Origin of the sequence: Collinsella sp. D33t1_170424_A12, assembly GCF_015554865.1 — a bacterium.
GTDB lineage: Bacteria > Actinomycetota > Coriobacteriia > Coriobacteriales > Coriobacteriaceae > Collinsella.
In genome coordinates this window covers 1-16,300 of sequence record NZ_JADNJJ010000045.1, presented here as the reverse complement: position 1 = coordinate 16,300, position 16,300 = coordinate 1, and the positions used below count along the sequence as shown (strand labels likewise).

General features: G+C 65.4%; 16 protein-coding genes, 1 tRNA gene and 1 pseudogene. 5 read left to right on the top strand and 13 right to left on the bottom strand.

From position 1 onward, the window contains the following. The first annotated feature begins 37 nt into the window (after window positions 1-37). A complete protein-coding gene (locus tag I2E26_RS02195; RefSeq protein WP_195419438.1) occupies window positions 38-355 on the top strand; it encodes a hypothetical protein in 318 nt (105 codons plus the stop codon). Between the two features lie 173 nt (window positions 356-528). Then, window positions 529-2,502: a plasmid recombination protein gene (locus I2E26_RS02190; RefSeq protein WP_195419437.1), complete on the top strand. Its 1,974-nt coding sequence runs from the start codon at window positions 529-531 to the stop codon at window positions 2,500-2,502. 61 nt (window positions 2,503-2,563) lie between these two features. On the opposite strand, the gene I2E26_RS02185 is transcribed toward I2E26_RS02190, so the two are convergent. From I2E26_RS02185 to I2E26_RS02175, 3 genes are all read right to left on the bottom strand, one after another. After that, window positions 2,564-2,935: a hypothetical protein gene (locus I2E26_RS02185; RefSeq protein WP_229056339.1), complete on the bottom strand. Its 372-nt coding sequence runs from the start codon at window positions 2,933-2,935 to the stop codon at window positions 2,564-2,566. Beyond that, the gene (locus I2E26_RS02180; RefSeq protein ID WP_195419435.1) at window positions 2,935-3,270 is read right to left on the bottom strand and encodes a hypothetical protein; all 336 of its coding nucleotides are present in this window, start codon (window positions 3,268-3,270) and stop codon (window positions 2,935-2,937) included. Before I2E26_RS02180 ends, I2E26_RS02185 begins: the two co-directional genes overlap by 1 nt. Window positions 3,271-3,442: 172 nt before the next feature. Further along, window positions 3,443-7,138 (bottom strand): CAP domain-containing protein, encoded by a 3,696-nt coding sequence (locus tag I2E26_RS02175; RefSeq protein ID WP_195419434.1) that lies wholly within the window; start codon window positions 7,136-7,138, stop codon window positions 3,443-3,445. 214 nt (window positions 7,139-7,352) lie between these two features. Here I2E26_RS02175 and I2E26_RS02170 point away from each other — a divergent pair, with 214 nt between their 5' ends. Further along, window positions 7,353-7,565, top strand: a complete 213-nt coding sequence (locus I2E26_RS02170; RefSeq protein ID WP_195419433.1) for a helix-turn-helix domain-containing protein — start codon at window positions 7,353-7,355, stop codon at window positions 7,563-7,565. On the opposite strand, the gene I2E26_RS02165 is transcribed toward I2E26_RS02170, so the two are convergent. The 3 genes from I2E26_RS02165 to I2E26_RS02155 all read right to left on the bottom strand — a co-directional run bounded on the left by I2E26_RS02165 (window position 7,562) and on the right by I2E26_RS02155 (window position 8,489). Continuing rightward, window positions 7,562-7,828 carry a hypothetical protein gene (locus tag I2E26_RS02165; RefSeq protein WP_195419432.1) on the bottom strand — a complete coding sequence of 89 codons (267 nt, stop codon included), beginning with the start codon at window positions 7,826-7,828 and terminating at the stop codon, window positions 7,562-7,564. The two genes, I2E26_RS02170 and I2E26_RS02165, sit on opposite strands and share 4 nt — an antisense overlap. Beyond that, on the bottom strand, window positions 7,825-8,229 hold the full coding sequence (locus I2E26_RS02160; RefSeq protein WP_195419431.1) for a hypothetical protein: 405 nt from the start codon (window positions 8,227-8,229) through the stop codon (window positions 7,825-7,827). Before I2E26_RS02160 ends, I2E26_RS02165 begins: the two co-directional genes overlap by 4 nt. Window positions 8,230-8,412: 183 nt before the next feature. Next, a tRNA-Met gene (locus I2E26_RS02155) sits at window positions 8,413-8,489 on the bottom strand. 240 nt (window positions 8,490-8,729) lie between these two features. Between I2E26_RS02155 and I2E26_RS02150 the strand changes: the two genes are divergently transcribed. Next, window positions 8,730-9,218 (top strand): MarR family winged helix-turn-helix transcriptional regulator, encoded by a 489-nt coding sequence (locus I2E26_RS02150; protein ID WP_195419430.1) that lies wholly within the window; start codon window positions 8,730-8,732, stop codon window positions 9,216-9,218. 144 nt (window positions 9,219-9,362) lie between these two features. On the opposite strand, the gene I2E26_RS02145 is transcribed toward I2E26_RS02150, so the two are convergent. From I2E26_RS02145 to I2E26_RS02120, 6 genes are all read right to left on the bottom strand, one after another. Continuing rightward, a complete protein-coding gene (locus I2E26_RS02145; RefSeq protein WP_147587686.1) occupies window positions 9,363-9,551 on the bottom strand; it encodes a hypothetical protein in 189 nt (62 codons plus the stop codon). Between the two features lie 2 nt (window positions 9,552-9,553). Further along, entirely contained in the window at window positions 9,554-10,438 is an 885-nt protein-coding gene (locus tag I2E26_RS02140; RefSeq protein ID WP_195419429.1) for a cytochrome c biogenesis protein, read from the bottom strand. Window positions 10,439-10,570: 132 nt separating this feature from the next. Beyond that, window positions 10,571-11,320, bottom strand: coding sequence for a heme exporter protein CcmB (locus tag I2E26_RS02135; protein WP_370551422.1), 750 nt, complete (start codon window positions 11,318-11,320; stop codon window positions 10,571-10,573). Window positions 11,321-11,322: 2 nt separating this feature from the next. Next, window positions 11,323-12,060, bottom strand: a complete 738-nt coding sequence (locus I2E26_RS02130) for an ABC transporter ATP-binding protein (RefSeq protein WP_195419428.1) — start codon at window positions 12,058-12,060, stop codon at window positions 11,323-11,325. Further along, window positions 12,053-14,227, bottom strand: coding sequence for a heme lyase CcmF/NrfE family subunit (locus I2E26_RS02125; RefSeq protein WP_195419427.1), 2,175 nt, complete (start codon window positions 14,225-14,227; stop codon window positions 12,053-12,055). Before I2E26_RS02125 ends, I2E26_RS02130 begins: the two co-directional genes overlap by 8 nt. 145 nt (window positions 14,228-14,372) lie before the next feature. Continuing rightward, window positions 14,373-15,044, bottom strand: a complete 672-nt coding sequence (locus I2E26_RS02120; RefSeq protein ID WP_195419426.1) for a cytochrome c maturation protein CcmE — start codon at window positions 15,042-15,044, stop codon at window positions 14,373-14,375. Between the two features lie 111 nt (window positions 15,045-15,155). On the opposite strand from I2E26_RS02120, the gene I2E26_RS02115 reads away from it, so the two are divergent. After that, on the top strand, window positions 15,156-15,923 hold the full coding sequence (locus tag I2E26_RS02115) for a type III pantothenate kinase (RefSeq protein WP_147587691.1): 768 nt from the start codon (window positions 15,156-15,158) through the stop codon (window positions 15,921-15,923). Window positions 15,924-16,029: 106 nt separating this feature from the next. On the opposite strand, the pseudogene I2E26_RS02110 reads toward I2E26_RS02115, so the two are convergent. After that, window positions 16,030-16,300: pseudogene (locus I2E26_RS02110) on the bottom strand (hypothetical protein); the annotation flags it as partial.

Genomic DNA, 16,300 nt, shown 5'->3' with positions numbered 1-16,300 from the left:
TCTGATCCATTAGTTTTCGATTGTTAGGAGAAAAAACATGGCACGCAAATCGAAATCGACCGAACAGCTCCGCGCGGAAATCGACGCGCAGAAGGCCGCGCTTGCGGACATGCGCCGCGCGCTAAAGGCCCGCGAGCGCGAGGAGCAGAAGGCCGCCGCTGCGGCTCGCGCCGAGGCCGACCGCGCACTCGCTGACCGCATGCTCGCGAAGCTGCGTTCTGAGCTCGCAGATGCGACCGATGACGAGCTCATGCTCGTCTTCGAGCGCATGCTTGGTGCACGCATGCACGACCAGCCCGTTGCACCGTTCCTGCTCGGACAGGTGCGCGCGGAGCGCTCGGGCGAGCGCGCGTAGGCGCGCGCATGAGGGTGGGGAGCCCTCGCGGCGGGGAGGGGCGCAGCCCCTCCCCGAGAGCGACACCGGAGGCGATGCCCCGCAGGGGGCGTCGCCCGTAGGTGCAACGGCTACACCCCGCTGCGCGGGGTATCGCCGTTGACAAAACACGACCTTCCAAGGGAGTGATAGAAGTGGCGAACGCAAACTGGAACGGTGGCAAGAGCAAGGGCCGCGCGCAAGCGTACGCGCGGCTTCGGCACAACGACAACGAGCGTCGGGCTGACCCGCAAATCGAACACTCGAACCGCGAAATCGACAAGTCTCGAACGCATCTAAATTTTGAAGTCGGCCCTACTGCGGGCCTGACTTACGAGCAAAAAAAGGCGCGTCTCGACGCGCGGCTTGATGAGTTCGGATACCCTCCAGACTCGGAACTCAAGACGCTCGGAAAGAACGCACCAACTGCCATGCAAAGCGTAGTGATTTATGCGCCCGACGCGCTCAACAACGAGGCCGCGCTCGCGGACGGACGCCTTAGAAAATGGTTCGAAGCAGCTGCTGACGAACTCGTTAAAAACGTCGGCGAAGAGAACGTGATTAGCTTTTCGGTGGACGTGGACGAAGTTCACGATTACATCGACGCCGCGACTGGAAAGCAAGTCAAATCGAAGTTCCATGCGCATGCCGCAGTTGTTCCGATTTGCGACGTTAAGCAAGTCACGCGGCAGCTTGTTTACCTTCGACCTGACGGCACCGAAACGCTCGATGAGGCTGAGGCTGAACGCGTTTTCATCGATCGTTGCAACGCCGAGACGACAGACATCGACCGTGCAGCTCGCGACGAAAACGGCGACCCTATCACGGGCCCGAAGTGCGCTCGGATGAAGAACGGGAGGCGCAAATATAAGAAACAGAAACGCGCCGATGCAACTAAGGTGACGCGCAAGTTGAGCGGCTCCGAGTTCGCGTCGCGTGAACGCATGAGCGCGCTCAACGCGGCCATTCACAAGCGCACCGAGCGCGAGTTCGGTTTGCAGTGGAACAGCCACGAACTCGGAACCTATCAGCGCGTCGATGGGGCCGGAAATAAGACCGTCGAGGAACTTAAGGCCGCGTCTGCGGCGCGCGAGATCGCGCAGCGCGTCGAGGTTGCCGAGCGCGAAATCAACGCCGCCATCGAGCGCTCAAGCGAGCTCACGAACGACGCGGAAACGATGCACGCCGAAGCGCGTGAGCTGCGCGCCGATGCGAGTGCCAAGCATGCCGCCGTCGAGCGCCAAATAAACGACATGCTCGGCGACTCCTACATTGCGCGCACCGTCGCGAGCGACGGCTCGCTGCAAGAAGAGATTGACCTTGCCACGGGCCTGCCCGCGCGCGCTCCGGGGCTCCGCGCCGTCGAGCGCGAGCTTGCTGAGAAGCGCCGTGAGGTTGGCGACCTCACGGCCCGAGACGACGCGCTCGCAGCGCGTGAGAAGACGGTTGCCGCACGCGAGAACGCGCTCGCGCCGCGCGAGCGCGTTCTCGCCGAGGCGGAAGTCAACGTCGCTGCACGCAGCAACGACGCGAGCGCGAAGGCCGAGCGTGCCGAGGCACGCGAACAACACGCCGAACAGGTCATCGAGCGTGCCGAGCGGCTCATTGAGCGCTTCCTGGGAAACGCTGTCGAGCGCTTCGCTGCCAAGCTCGAATCCCTCGCAAAGACAGCCGGCCGGGCCTCCGATAAACACGACCAAAACTCGATTGTTTTCATCGTCATCAAGGACTGCGCCGAGACCCTCGCCAAACATGTCCGCAAGCACATCAAGTCGCCCGAGCTCGACGAATGGGCGCGCGTAGATACGAGCGTGTATGGCACGCCTCCAGATCGCCAGCATGCGTTCGTGGCCGATCTATGGGCGTTCGAGGACGTGTGCAGCCGGCGTGCCGCGAGGGGCGACGAAGACGCTGAAAACTGGGCCTATCGCGGACGCGATGCGCACGAGCTGAGCGGGATTCTAAATAGGTTCAACGATCCCATTCTCGACGGCTGGTCCAATGGTGATGAGTTCGTGATCGAGCGTCTCGAGGAAGAACTCGAGGCGCCCTCCGCCGTGATTCAAGACCAGACTTTGCAAACCTTTAAGCATGCCCTCGACCCAAGTGAAGACGGTCTCGTCTTCTAAGTAAAAAAAAACGCCACCCCTTCAAGAAGGGGTGGCGAGCTCAGTATCCATGCGAACAGCCCTAAGGCAAATCGCTTGACCAGATCAAAGCGTCAACGGGCGAGGATTCGACCTTGAACTTCGAAAGCCCTTGATCGATCTGCGCGCGGACGCCCTCGATGTGCTTGGCGATGTCCGCCGCGACGAATGCGCATTTCACCACGCAACCAACCGAATCCCACTCCGGCAGGTTCAAACCCTCGTCCGTCCTGCGCTCATTCCAGGCGGCCTCATACATCGGCCAGGAGTCGGGAATGGCCGCCAGGAAGACCGGCAACAGATATTGCAGCAGGAGGTCTTCCTCGGGGATCGCACCATAGACCTCGAACTCGACACGGTTGCGGATGCCGTCCCATTCTTTGCCTTCGCGAACATCCGCCTTTTCTTCAGTCATCATCGTCCATCCTCACCTTCGACAACGGTTTTTACGAGCTCGCAAGCCTGGAAGCAGGCGCGCGCCTGGACGTCGAGCCACTCCTCGGCCTCGTTCGGCCTGAGCCGTCCTCCCCGGGTTCGCGCCAGATCGCCCGGCGTGCAGACAGCCTTCGCGATGTCCTCGTCGTACACGAGGGCGCATCCGGCCCAGCTGTACTCCGCCCAGTCGTGGGCGCCGTTCAAGAGCGCCCGCTCGGTTCGCCCCGGCCTCAGATCGAGGTCGGGGTCCAAGTCCTCGAGCATACCCAGAGCATACCCCTGAACGCCCCGTTTCCACGCGGAGCCGAAAGACATGCGTCTGACCTCGTCCTTTGCGCACTTCACGAGCATGGTGACCTCCACTCGAAATCGATTTCGCGATTCAAGAAGGGATCCGTGGGCGTACCGCGCCCTTTGAAAAAAAGAGGGAGCCCCTCACGGGGCTCCCTCTACTTCGTTCTGGATGGGCTCAATCCGCCCGCCCGGCTTACGCCCGGTTCTGGGCCTCGCGGCGGCGGCGCAGGATCTCGGCCACGCCGACCATGCTCAGGCCCGCGGCTGCGGTCGCCGCGATGGCGGCGCCGGACGCGTCGCCGGTCTGCGGGATCGCGCCCTCGACCTTGTTCGGCTTGGCAGCGACCTGCTGCTGCACCGGAGCCTGCTCGGGCTTAGTCTCAGGCTTGGCCTCGGGCTCAAGCTCGGCCAGGAACGCCACGACCTTGTCGTAGGCGGCCTTCGCCTGGGCGTACTCGGCCTCGGCATCAGCCAGCTCGGCCTTGGTGGCCTCGGCGTTCGCGCGGGTGGTCTCGAGCTTGGCCGCAGCGGCGTCCAGCGCCGCCTTGGCGTCGGCCTCGGCGGTCTTGGCCGCCTCGTACTTGGCGTGGGCCTCCTCGACGGCGGCGTGGATGGCCTCGCGGACGGAAGCGTCGGTGCTCGGCATGGCGTCAACGCCGATGGAGCCGTTCACGACCATGTCAGTCGGGTCGTAGGCGTGCAGGAACTTGCCCCAGGCGGCCTCGAGCTCGGTGGCGTTATCGGCCGCGAGCTGGGCGTCGGCCAGGGTTGCACGGCCCGCCTCGATCTTGGCGGCAAGATCTGCGACGAGCTTGTCGGCTGCGGTCTTGGCCGCGGCCTTCGCGGTCGCGTCGGCCTTGGCCGTATCGACCTTGGCCTGGAACTCGCCCAGCTTGGCCTTGAGAGTGTCGAGTGCGGCCTTGGCCTCGTCCATGGCGGCCTGCTTGTCCGCGAGCGTGGTGCCGGCGGTGGCGGCTGAGTGGGCCTTGGCGGCGACGTCGGCCTCGGCGGCCTTGAGCTCGGCCTCGAACTTGGCGACCTCGCCCTCGGCGGCCTTGATAGCGGCCTGCTGCTGGGCCAGCGCCGCGTCCGCGGCGTCGAGGTTGGCCTTGGCGGCGTCGAGCTTACCTGCGGCGTCGACGATGCCGGCGTACTGGCCGCGGATGGCCTCGAGCTCGGATGCGGCCTGGTTCTTGGCTGCCTCGAGTCCGGGCAGCTTGTCCTGGGCGGCCTTCAGCTCCTCGCGCTTGGCGGCGAGCTGCGCGTTGATCTCGGCCTTCTTGGCCGTGACCTCGCCCGTGACGGTATTGAGGTTCGCCTCGGCGGCACGCTTGGCCTCCTCGGCGCGCTTGGCCTCGGCCTTGGCGGCGTCGAGCTTGGCGCTCGCGTCGGCAAGCCCCGGCTCGGTAGCCGTGTGGTCGGTGACGGCCTTGTCAGCCGCGGCCTGCTCGGCCGATGCGGCCTCGTAGGCGCCCTGCTTGCCGGCGAGGTCGGCGGCGCCGATCTGGCCGTCGATACCCTCGATCTCCTTCAGGAGCTGATCGATCTGGGCCTGGAGCTGGGCGTTGCCAGCGCCGCCCATGGCGTTCAGCAGACGGGCGCGGTAGGCGTCGACGGTGTAGATGTTCTCGAGGAGGTTATAGTAAACGGGACGACCATCGAGACCGCGATACGGGCCGACCTTGTTCTCATCGCGGAACTCCTGGCCCATGACGGGACGGCCGTTGAAGCCGGTCGCGTTCCATGCGGCGCCCGTGACGGTGTAGGAGCCATCGACGATGTTCTCGTAGTGACCGGTCTGGCCGCCGGAGCCGCCGGGCTGGTAGACCTTGCCCGTGACGGGGTCGGTCACGGCGTGTCCGAGGGCGTTGGCCTTCTCGTTCCAGTACCAACCCTCGTAGGCGGTGTGCGCGTCGGTGTAGCCGGCGTTGATGTTCTCAGCCCAGCCCTGAGCGCCGTGGCTGTGGCTGGCGACGTGCTCGAGCTTGCCGGTCTTCTTGAGGTTGGCAGCGGACCAGTTCGTGTTCATGATGGCGATCGTCATAGCCACGTCGGAGACGTAGAGCTCGGGCAGACCCTCAGCCTTGCGCAAGGCGTTGCACTCGGCGATGAGGTCGAGGGCCTTCAGCATGTTGCCGATGGCGGATGCGTCGTTGGGGTCGTTCAGGTTGGTGTACTTGGACAGGACGTCGGACCTGTTACCGTCGATGTATACGTCGCGCCAACCATTGAGAATCTCCTGAGCCATACCGCCAGGTTCAACATTGTCGACGTAATCAGGCTTGATGCCCCCGTCATCGACGACGCCCTGGTTATTGATGAACCCGAAGAAGTCATTGGCGTTCTTGATGGCGCCCTGAGTCTGGTCCTGCATTTGCTGGCGCAGCTCGTCGATCTTCTTCTGCTTCTCGGCCTTCTGGCGCTCAAGCTCGGTCACGGTCTTGGTGGCCTCGTCGAAGGTAGCCTTGGCCTCGTCGGTCTTGGCCTTGGCGGCCTCGGCTGCGGCCACGAGCTTCTCGTGCTCGGTGACCCAGGCCTCATGGCCCTTCACGGCCTCGTCGTAGGCCTTGCTCGCAGCCTCGACCTTGGCGTTGGCGGCGTCAAATGCCTGCGCGGCGGTGTCGGCAGCCTTGCTCGCCTCGGCGAGCTTGGCGTCCTCGGACGCGAGCTGCTCCTCAAGGGAGGTGATCTCGGCGGGCAGGGCCTCAATGCGCGCCTTGGCCTCGTCGAGCTTGGCGGTGGCGGCATCGAGTGCGGCCTGCTTGGCCGCGATGGCCGCGTCGGCCTGGGCCTGGGCCTTGGAGCCGGCGGTGGCAACGGCCTCGTCGTAGGCGGCACGCGCCGCATCGAGCTTGGCCTTCGCATCGGCGATGGCGGCCTCGTCGCCTGAGTCCTTCACGGCGTCGTAGTCGGCCTGTGCCGCGTCGAGCGCGGCCTTAGGGGCCTTGAGCGCCTCTGCAGCGATCTTCTCGACGGTGGCGGCGTAGGCGTCCTTGGCGGCCTGCAGCTCGGTGGCCGCGGTGGCAGCGGCGCCCTCGAGGGCGGGGAGGCCGGAGGTTGCCTCGTCGAGCGCGGCCTTGGCCGCATCGAGCTCGCCCTTCTTGGCAGCGGCCGACGCGGATGCGGCCTCATGGGCCGCGTCGGCGGCCTGCTTGGCGGCCACGGCCTCGTCGTAGGCGGTCTTGGCGGCCTTGTACTCGGCGTCGGCCTCGTCGATTCCGGAGTCGGCGAGGAACTTCTCGAGCTCGGCAGTCGCCTTCTCGAGCGCCACATCGGCCTCGGCGGATGCCTTGGCGGCGTCCTGGGCCGCCTTGGTGGCCTTCGCGTGCTCGTCGGTCATGCCGTCGAGCTCGGCCTGGGCGGCCTCGACGGCCTGCTTGGTCTTGGCGGCCTCGGCCTGGGCGGACTGCAGGTTGGCGACGAGCGCCTCGGCCTGCTTCTTCTGCTCGGCGAGTTTGGCGCGGGCGGCCTCGGCGTAGGCGGTATTGGCGCGGGCGTGCTCGAAGCCGGCCTTGTCGTGGGCGTTGCCGGCGGCAGCGGCCGCGTCGGCGGCGCCGTCGCGCATGCCCTCGACCTTGGCGAGTTCGGAGGCTGCCTCCTCGGCCGTCATGACCTTGTTCTTCTTCTCCGCCTCCTCGGCGGCGTGGATCAGCTTCTGCGTGGCCTCGGACCAGCGGACCTGGACGTCGGCGAGCTGCTGCATGGCGTCACGGCGGGCATCCTCGGCCTGGGCGCCCTGCGCGAGCGCCGTGGCGGGTGCCAGCGCGGAGGGCGCCGCGATGGCGACCGTGAGTGCCGCGGTGAGGGCGGCCTTGGGCGCTCCCTTGTGGTTGAACATGGGGGTCACTTCCTTCTGCTTCATGTGCTGCGGCTTGTACTTCCTGCTCATCTTCACCATCCCTGAACTGGGTATTTACAACTTGACTTGCTTGAGACAGTCACATTTTGAATGGTAGACAGTGTGACCTTCTATATCAAGTCGCTGGGCCGGTAATTTACAAATTGCTTGAAATAAAAACCGCAGTTGGGAATCGGGTTGGCGATGACGTGCTGTGGCAAGTCGGGTGAGATTCGCGAACCCGTAGCCTAATTGCATGGAGAACATGAACGACAAACGCCGCAAGCTGCTGGGCCAGCGGATCCGCATGGAGCGGGTCGCCGCCGGCCACAGCCAGCGCTCGTTCGCGCCCATCGCGGGAACGAATCAGTCGTATCTCTGGGAGGTCGAGACGGGCCGCGTCAACGCGAGCGTCGACTTCCTCTGCAAGGTCGCCGACGCCCTGGGCGTCAAGGTTGCGGACCTCATCGACTTCTAAGGCTTTCCCGAACCTTTCAAATAGGCCATGGCATCCCCGGCCCTATATAGGACGGTCACCTCGGTCGACCCCGGGCGCCTCAGCAGCACCTTCGCCGACATCAGGGCCTCAGACCAGTCCGAATATGCGATGGCGCCCGCGGTCGCGGCGGCGCGCAGCAGCTCGAGGCTCCCGAGCGGGGCGGTCCCCGTGCGCGCCCAGCGGCGCTCGCCGTCGACGCCCCGCGCCTCGATCACCACCTCGAACACTTCGCCCCCGTTCATCGACATGCCGCCTCGGACTCCTCGAGCGCCCGGCGAGCCGGCCCGTTGAGCCAGACGCCTCGGTGGTAGGCGAGCCCAAGCAGGTCGTCGTCGACGACCTCGATGACCGCGACGTCGGCGCGGACGGACTCGAGCGAGAGTTCGAAGCGGGCCTCGACCTCACGTGCGACGTCCTCGGCCAGCGCGACCGCGCGGTCGACCTCCCCGTCCGCCGGCTCTCCGACCGCGAGCGTCACGGTCAGGCACGGCGCGGAGCCGGCCGCCCCCTCGCGCGCGAGGATGGCGTGGCGGACGCCCGGCACGACGTCGGGCACGTAGGGCAGCGGGCACACGTCGGCGCCGCGGCTCTCCAGAAAACTGACCGCCACTTGTTCTGTGAAAGTCCATTTGCTCTCAGACATAGCATCCCCCGTTGTTCGGTTTAACGATTCGAGGGGGCTATCCGTCGGGCGGCGTTTCGACGCCCGTTCCGCAACGCTTACAAAAAACTACTGATTTAAGGGTCACTTGGCAGGTTTTCGACAGTATTTTCGACAGGTAAACAAAAATAGGACGACGTAAAAACGCCGTCCTAGCTGCGGTTTTGGTCGCGGGGGCAGGATTTGAACCTACGACCTCCGGGTTATGAGCCCGGCGAGCTACCAGACTGCTCCACCCCGCAATGTCTGGACACACTGTGTGCGCAAGAAAATATATTAGGGTGATCCACGATCTAATGCAAGCACTTTTTTCAAACTTTTTTTCGCCTGTGTCAAATTCTGCCAAACTTTTATCATTTTTCGATAAAGTGTTACTGTTTTGGCAGCTTACTCTTTATACAAGGGGCAAACGCGTATACAATTAAAAACGAATTGTGTTTATATGCAATCACTTTTAATTCGTTAGCTATCTTGGAGGAGCCTTGCCCGTCCAGCCGACCGCGAACGCCACTGCCGACGCTCTGCATCGCGAGGTAATCGAAACGCTCATCAGCACCCAGCGGTGCCTGCAGAAGTGGCACGCCGCAGTCCAGCAGTCGGCCGGATCGCCTGCGTTCAGCCCGCTCCGAGGGCAAGGGCGCGTTCTCTCCCTTCTTGCTCGCAAGACCGAGATGCGCCAGCGCGATATGTGCGAACAGCTGGGCATCCGTCCGCAATCGCTCGGCGAGATGCTCTTCAAGCTTGAAAAGAACGGCCTCATCGAGCGGCGCGCGCTCGATACGGGCAACCATGCGCTATCCGTCCGGATTACCGATAAGGGCCTGGCCCTTGCCACCGACACCGCCGTCGTCCCCAACTTCGACTCGTTCACCGACGACGAGCTGCGCTCCTACATCACGTTTCTGGACCGCACGATGGTCGAGCTCAACCGCCATCGCGAGCTGCTCACGAAAACCGACGCGGCCGAGTAGCCCGCACCCGCCATCCACGACAGCGCCCCGTTGGCAGACGAACCTCTGCCAACGGGGCGCTGTCATAGCCGCGCTCATGCATCCACATGACAAAAGGCGCCGCCCCTTTTAGAGGCGACGCCCGGGAAATACCGCAGGGGCTTCCTACTCCTTGCGCTCGCGCTCTTCCAATGCGCGCTTCAACGCCTCGATATCCTCGCTCGTGTGCTTGGATTTCTTCCACAGCGAGAACACGTACACGAACAGCGTGAGCCAGATGCCCACATACGCGGCGAGCACGAACGGAGCCGCCGGCAATACGGTCGAATAGACCTCGGAAAGAATCGCATCCATGGTTAGTCCTCCTTGCTCGGGTTCTCGTCATCGGCGCGGGCGGCGACAGCCGACGCGTCGCAGGCAGCTTCGCGTACCGCCTCGACCGCGCGCCGCGCGGTCAAGCGCTCGAGCGCCGCGGCGGCCGCGCGCTCGCTCGCACGGGCATCCAGCTCTTCCAGCTGCTCTTTCAGCTCCTCGACCGCCTGGGCATCGCCATGTACGCGCAGCGCATAGCGATACAGCGCGAAACCGATCATGAGCATGCCGAACAAGCCCAGCAAAAACGGGATCAGCATCATGGGCGGCAGGCCGCTATCGGTGCGGAACACCACCGGATGGATCGACGAGGGCACCAAGCGCGTGATGAAGAACGAGATGGGCGCGTCGATGAACGCGATGATTCCGAAGACCGCGCAGAACCGCGCGCGCTTCTCGGGGTCGTCGATGGCGTTGCGCAGGATGAAGTATCCGATCACCAGCAGCATCAAGATGAAGTACGTGGTAAGACGCGGCTCCCACACCCACCACACGCCCCACTCGAAGCAGGTCCACAGGTCGCCCGAAATCATGGTTGCCACGATGAAGACGAGCGCGACCTGGGCCGCGACATAGGCGCGCAGGTCGTACGCGCGGTCCTTGGTCATGAGGAAGCGCACGCCGTAGTACGCCAGAAACGCCATCACGACGAACGAGGCGATGGCCACCGGAACGTGCAGGTAGAAGATCTTCTGGCTGAGCAGAAGCTTGGTGGTGACCATCTGGCCGGCAATCACCACGGGCTCGGAAAGCTGGGCGCCCTGGACCAGCGGAGCCAGCGTGAACGTCCATACCACGTCCACCGCGGTGAGCACCGCGCCCAGAAGCAGCAGCAGCGGAACAAGTCGATCGGCTTTCGATTGCACCATGCTCCCCTTTCTCCTTATAGAACGAAAACGTGCCGCCCGCCCGCGCGAACGGCACGCCCATAGTACCCGAACTCGGCTCGCGCGACCTACCCTGCAAGAGGGTATATCGCCCGCCCGGAGCCTCGCGGCGCGCTAGGCGTCCACCACGAACTCGTAGAGGCCCCAGGCCGCGGCGATCATGACGACGTCGTAGACGAGCGCCACGCCGCACGAGGTCCAGAAGGTCCCCATAGTGCCCTCCACACCCAGAAACGCGCAGGTGGTCGCCGAAACGCAGGCGTAGAGCAGCGGAAAGGCCACGGGGATGAACAGGATGGCCAGCAGCACGTCGCGACCGCGCGTGTCGATGGTCATGGTGGACAGCAGGGTGCCCACGCCGGCGACGCCCACCGTGCCGACAAGCAACGGCACCGCGATGAGCGGGGTCGTTGCCGCGAGCTCGGCACCCGAGAGGAAGAACAGGAAGAACAGCGGAACGACGACGACCTCCACCGCCAGCAAGAACAGCAGGTTGCTGGTGGCCTTGGCCAAAAAGATCACCGCGCGGTCCACGGGCGCCAGCAGGATGCCCTCCAGGCAGCCCGACTCCGTCTCGTGCCCGAAGCTGCGGTTGAGACCCAGCAGGCTCGTGAAGATCACAAGCGCCCACAGCAGGCCGCCGGCAAACGACACCACCTGGAGCTTATCGCCCACCTGCGCGAGCGCGGCGCCGTAGATGGTGAGCACCAGCAGCGCGTACACGCCCATGGAGGTGAGCATCTCGCGCGTGCGAAGCTCCTGGCGCACATCCTTTGCAAGCAAGGCGCGATACTGGGCCAGCGCACGCGGCGCCCGGCCGGCGGAACCTCTCGCGCAGACGCGCTCGTTCTCGATACGGGACACGGTTACGACACCCCCGTTCCAACGGTTGCGAGGTACAGGTCGCGGAAGGCCGCGGCGTCGACGCGCTCTTTCTCAGCGCACACCACCACGCGGCCGCGCGCCAGGATGAGCGCATGCGAGCACATGGCGAAGCCCTTCTCGAGGTCATGGCTCACCATAACGAAGGTGCGGCCGTCGCGCACGCGCCCGATGAGCTCGTCGAAAAGCTCGGCCGCGTGCGGGTCGAGGCCCGAATACGGCTCGTCCAGCAAGACGAGCTCGGGGTCGTTCACCAGCGCGCGGGCAATGGAGAGCCGCTGCTGCATGCCGCGTGAGAAGGTGCGCGCGCAGTCGTTGCACCGATGGTCGAGCTCGACCAGGCGCAGCAGCTCGTCGATGCGCGCCTCGTCGACGTCGCCGTACAGCGAGGCGAAGAACCGCAGGTTCTCGCGGGCCGTAAGGTCGCCGTAGAGCATCGGCTTATGCGAGATAAGGCCGATGCGGGAGCGCAGCGAATCCGGTTCCTCGAGCGCATCGACGCCCAGCAGCGACAGCTCGCCGCGCGTGGGGCGCGCAAGCAGCGCCAGCATGCGCAGGAGCGTGGTCTTTCCGGCGCCGTTGGGACCGAAGATCGACAGGAAGGCGCCGGACGGCACCTCCAGGTCCACGCCATCCAGTCCGCGACGACGGCCGAACTGCTTCACCAGGCCGCGGGCGCTCACCGCGAGCGGGGCCGCGGAACCGCCATGCGCGCTAGCCACGGCGGCCGCCCTTCGCCGATACAGCAACCGTCTCGGGCGATGCGCCCGCTGCGGCGGCGCGCTCGTCGGCTGCCAGCAGCGGCGTGGCGCGGCGCGGCGTGAACGCCAGCACGATGCCCAGCACCGTCACGCCCGCACCGATCCAGTTGAGCAGGATCAACGGGTTGATCTTCACGTTGATGGACAGCGTGCCGTTCGCATTCAGGCCCTGGAACGCCACGAACAGGTCCTCCATGGGGAAGGTGAGCACGCCGGCGTGCAGCGTCTGCTGACCCGTGTTGGAAGCGCTCACCTCCATGGACGGCGCGAGCGTGCCCAGCTGGGCGCCGGTCGACGCGTCCGTCACGGTTAGCGTGACCTCCTTGATGAGGTCGTCGTTCGAATCGGTGTATTCGCGCTGGCCCGCAAACGTCAGCTCGTACGCGCCCACGCGGCCGCTCGTACCGGGCTTCGCCTCGAGGTCGAGCGTCTGCTCCTGGACGTACATGGACGAGCCAACCAGGCCCACCAGCACGATGGCGACGCCCAGATGCGTGAGGTAGCCGCCGGCCTGGGCCGGGGAGCGGCGGAACAGGTTGCAGGTTGCCAGCACCGGGTTCTCGCCCTTGTTGCGCATACGGGCTCGCACGCCGCGCGACAGCAGGTACAGCGAGGACGTGAACAGCAGCGCCGCCGCCGCGAAGCCCAGCACCGTGAGCGCGAAGTAGTACAGCTTGGGACCCTGCTCGACCAGCGCCCGGGCGGCCGGGCCGCCCGCCGCCACGATGGCGTCGTACTCGGGCATGAACTTCGTCACGAACAGCGCCATCAGCCCGGCGAACAGCACGGCGCCCGAGATGAGCGGCACGCGCATGGTGCGGGCGAACGCCGCACCGTCGGTCTTGCGCCAGCCCAGCATGGGGCAAACGGCCATGAGCAGGCACAGCAGCGTGCCCACCGGACGCGCCACCGCGCTGTAGGCGCCGGCGGGAATCACCTTGCCGCCCAGCGGCATCCACGTGGGCAGCGCGCTGCAGATGGTGAGGTAGGCCACGAGAACGGCGGACACGATCATGACCAGGTTGGTGATGTAGTAGGAACCGTTCTTGGAGACGAGGGACTCGATCTCGTCGTCATCGTCCATCTGGCCGTGGCGATAGAGCAAGCCGATGAGGAAGGCCATGCCCGCCGCAACCATGATGCCCAGGAAGAAATACGTGGACACGGGGTCCTCGGCGAAGGCGTGCACCGACTGCACCAGGCCGGAACGCGTGATGAACGTGCCCAGCACCACGAAGATGAAGGTGATGGTGGCGCTGAACATGCTCCAGCGCTTGAAGCAGCCGCGCTTGCGGTAGAGCGTGAAGCTGTGGATGAGCGCCACGCCGGTGAGCCAGCTCATGAGGCTGGCGTTCTCCACGGCGTCCCATGCCCAGAAGCCGCCCCAGCCCAGCACCACATAGGCCCACACGGCGCCCAGCGCCATGCCGATGGTAAGGAAGATGAAGCTGAAGACGGCGTAGCGGTCGCACAGCTCGACCCAGCGGGCGGACAGGTCGCCCGTGATGAGGGCCGCCATGGCGTAGGCGAACGGGATGGTCATGCCGGCATAGCCGATGAACGTCGCCGGCGGATGCAAGATCATGGCCCAATGCATGAGCAGCGGATTCATGCCGCCGATCTTGCCGGCCAGCGTGCCGTCGGCGTTGAGGAACTCGGGCGCGGTGGCCATGAACGGGTTGTTGGACTCCGAGAAGACGAGGGTGGCCGCGAACAGCGCCACGATGATCTGCGCGACGGCGAGGGCGCTGCTGGACAGGTCGTCCGTGGCGCGCATGCGCTTCCACGCCACGACGCTGCCGAACAGCGAGATGAGCCAGGTCCACAGCAGCAGCGAGCCCTGGCGGCCCGCCCACACGGCCGATACCTCGTACAGCGGCTTGAGTGCGCTATCGGTATTGGGATAGTTCGACACCACATAGGCCAGGCTGTAGTTCTCCGTCACGAAGCAGGCCAAGATGATGGCGATGCACAGCGTGAGGGCGATGGTGGTGCCGAACACCATGAGGTAGCCGGCGTTGACCAGGCGCTCGCGGCGCCCCTTCACGCCGACCAGCAGCACCGCGGCGCTCAACAGCGCCGCCAGCATGGCAAAGACCTGCAGGCCGTTTCCCAGCATGGAAACCATAGACGTTTCTCCTTGTAGATCGTATGCCGGGTGCACGGGCTCCCGGCGCGGTCACAACGCGGGCGCTTACGGCCCGTCCTGGTATGGAAAGCGCCCGCCGCCGGCATCATCCGGCGCGCGGGCGCGTGAAAGGCGTCGGGCGGGCCTAAGCCTTGATAGACGAATCGATCGAGGGCTGCTCGGTGGCGATGAAGGAGCCGTCGGAATCCAGGTGGCCGGAGATGACCACCGCCGTGCCGTCCTTGATCTGCTCGTCCAAGCCGCCGTCGTACACCACGTCGAGCGTGGCGCCCTGCGACTCGATGGTGAAGCGGTACGCAGCCTGGGCATCGTTGACGGGCCCCTGGACGTAGCCGCACACCTTGGTGTCCTTGAAGAGCATGGTGTCGGCCTGGTCGAGCAGGCCCTTCACGGTGAGGGAGCCCTCGGCGCTCTCGTACTTGGAGGGGCATTTGGTCACCATCTCGGTTGCAAGCAGGGTCTTTCCCTCAACGGTGCCGGTGCAGATGGCCACCACGCCCGTACCGAAGGTCGCGGGAAGCGCGCCGTTGTACTGGACCTCGAGCTGATCGGCCCCGGCGTCGTCGCCCTCGGGCTCGATCTTGAAGATGGCCGTAGCCCCCTCGCTGGCAAGCGAGTCCGCCACCACCGAGCCGGAAACCTGGACCTTCTTGCCCTCGTACGAACCGCCCAGGACGTCGGCGATGGAAAGCGACGACGCCGCTCCGCCGGAACCGGCCACGGCGACGATCACGAGCATGGCGATGACCACGATGCCGCCCACGACGACCAGGCGGCGCTTTGCCTTTTTATTCATTTTGCGTCTACTCCGCACCTAGATAGAGGGTCGAATGCAATGATTCAGTATACAATGAGCGCTCGCACTTACCGCAAATCATAAGCAATTGCGACCCAAAATGGAGACACCATGCTGCTTGCCGTAGATATGGGCAACACCCACACCGCGCTGGGCCTTTTCGATGGCGACGACCTCGTTGCCTCGTGGCGCATGCCCACGGACCGCACGTTCACCAAAGACGAGATCCACGTGCGTCTGCAGGGGTATTTCCGTATGTACGAACAGGACCTCGCAAACGTGACGGCCATCGCCTTCGCCGGCGTGGTCCCGCAGCTCGTACGCGAATGGCAGGGCGTGGCCGCGCAGCTGGGCGTCTCCATGCTGCAGGTGGGGGCCGACACTGCCGCGGTCACCCGCATCGACGCGCCGCGCCCCGCCGAGGTGGGCGCCGACCGCGTCGCCAACGCCACCGCGGCCGTGGCGCTCTACGGGGCGCCGAGCATCGTGGTGGATTTTGGCACCGCCACCAACATCGACGTCATCGACGAGCGCGGATACTACATCGGCGGCGCCATCGCGCCCGGTATCCGCATCTCCATGGACGCGCTCACGGCGCGCGCGGCCCGCTTGGCAAGCATCCCGCTCGAGGCGCCCGCGACCACTATCGGCCGCACCACCGTGGAAGCCGTGCAAAGCGGCGCCGTATGCGGAGCCGCCGCTATGGCCGAGGGCCTGGTCGCGCGCATCAAGCGCGAGCTCGGCGCGAGCGACGCGCGCGTCATCGCCACGGGCGGGCTCGCCGCGATGGTCGCAACGTGCACCGACGTCTTCGACGTGCTGGACCAGCAGCTCACCCTGAAGGGCATCCGCGAGATCTACCGCCGCATGCAGGCCTAACCGACCACCTCGGAAAAGTGCCTGTCCCCAATCTGAGCAGAGCAGCGCTCAGATTGGGGACAGGCACTTTTCCGAGCACGTTGCCGAGCGATGGGGTTGCGCGGGCCTAGATAGCGCGGACGATCACGGCCTCGGACGGCAGCTCCTGCTCGGAGCCGTCCGCGGCGGTAATGCAGGCGCGACCCCAGATATCCAGGCCGGTAAACGTGCCCACCGCCACCGGCAGGCCGTTGGGCGAAAGCGCCGCGGCCTTATGGCCCAGCAGCGGAACCAAGTCGAAATAATCGGACAGCACCGGAGCCATAGGGCCGGGCGAGGGGCGCGTTGCAAGCAGCTGCTCCCATGCGGCCACCTTGTGCTCGATGGCGGCAGCCAGC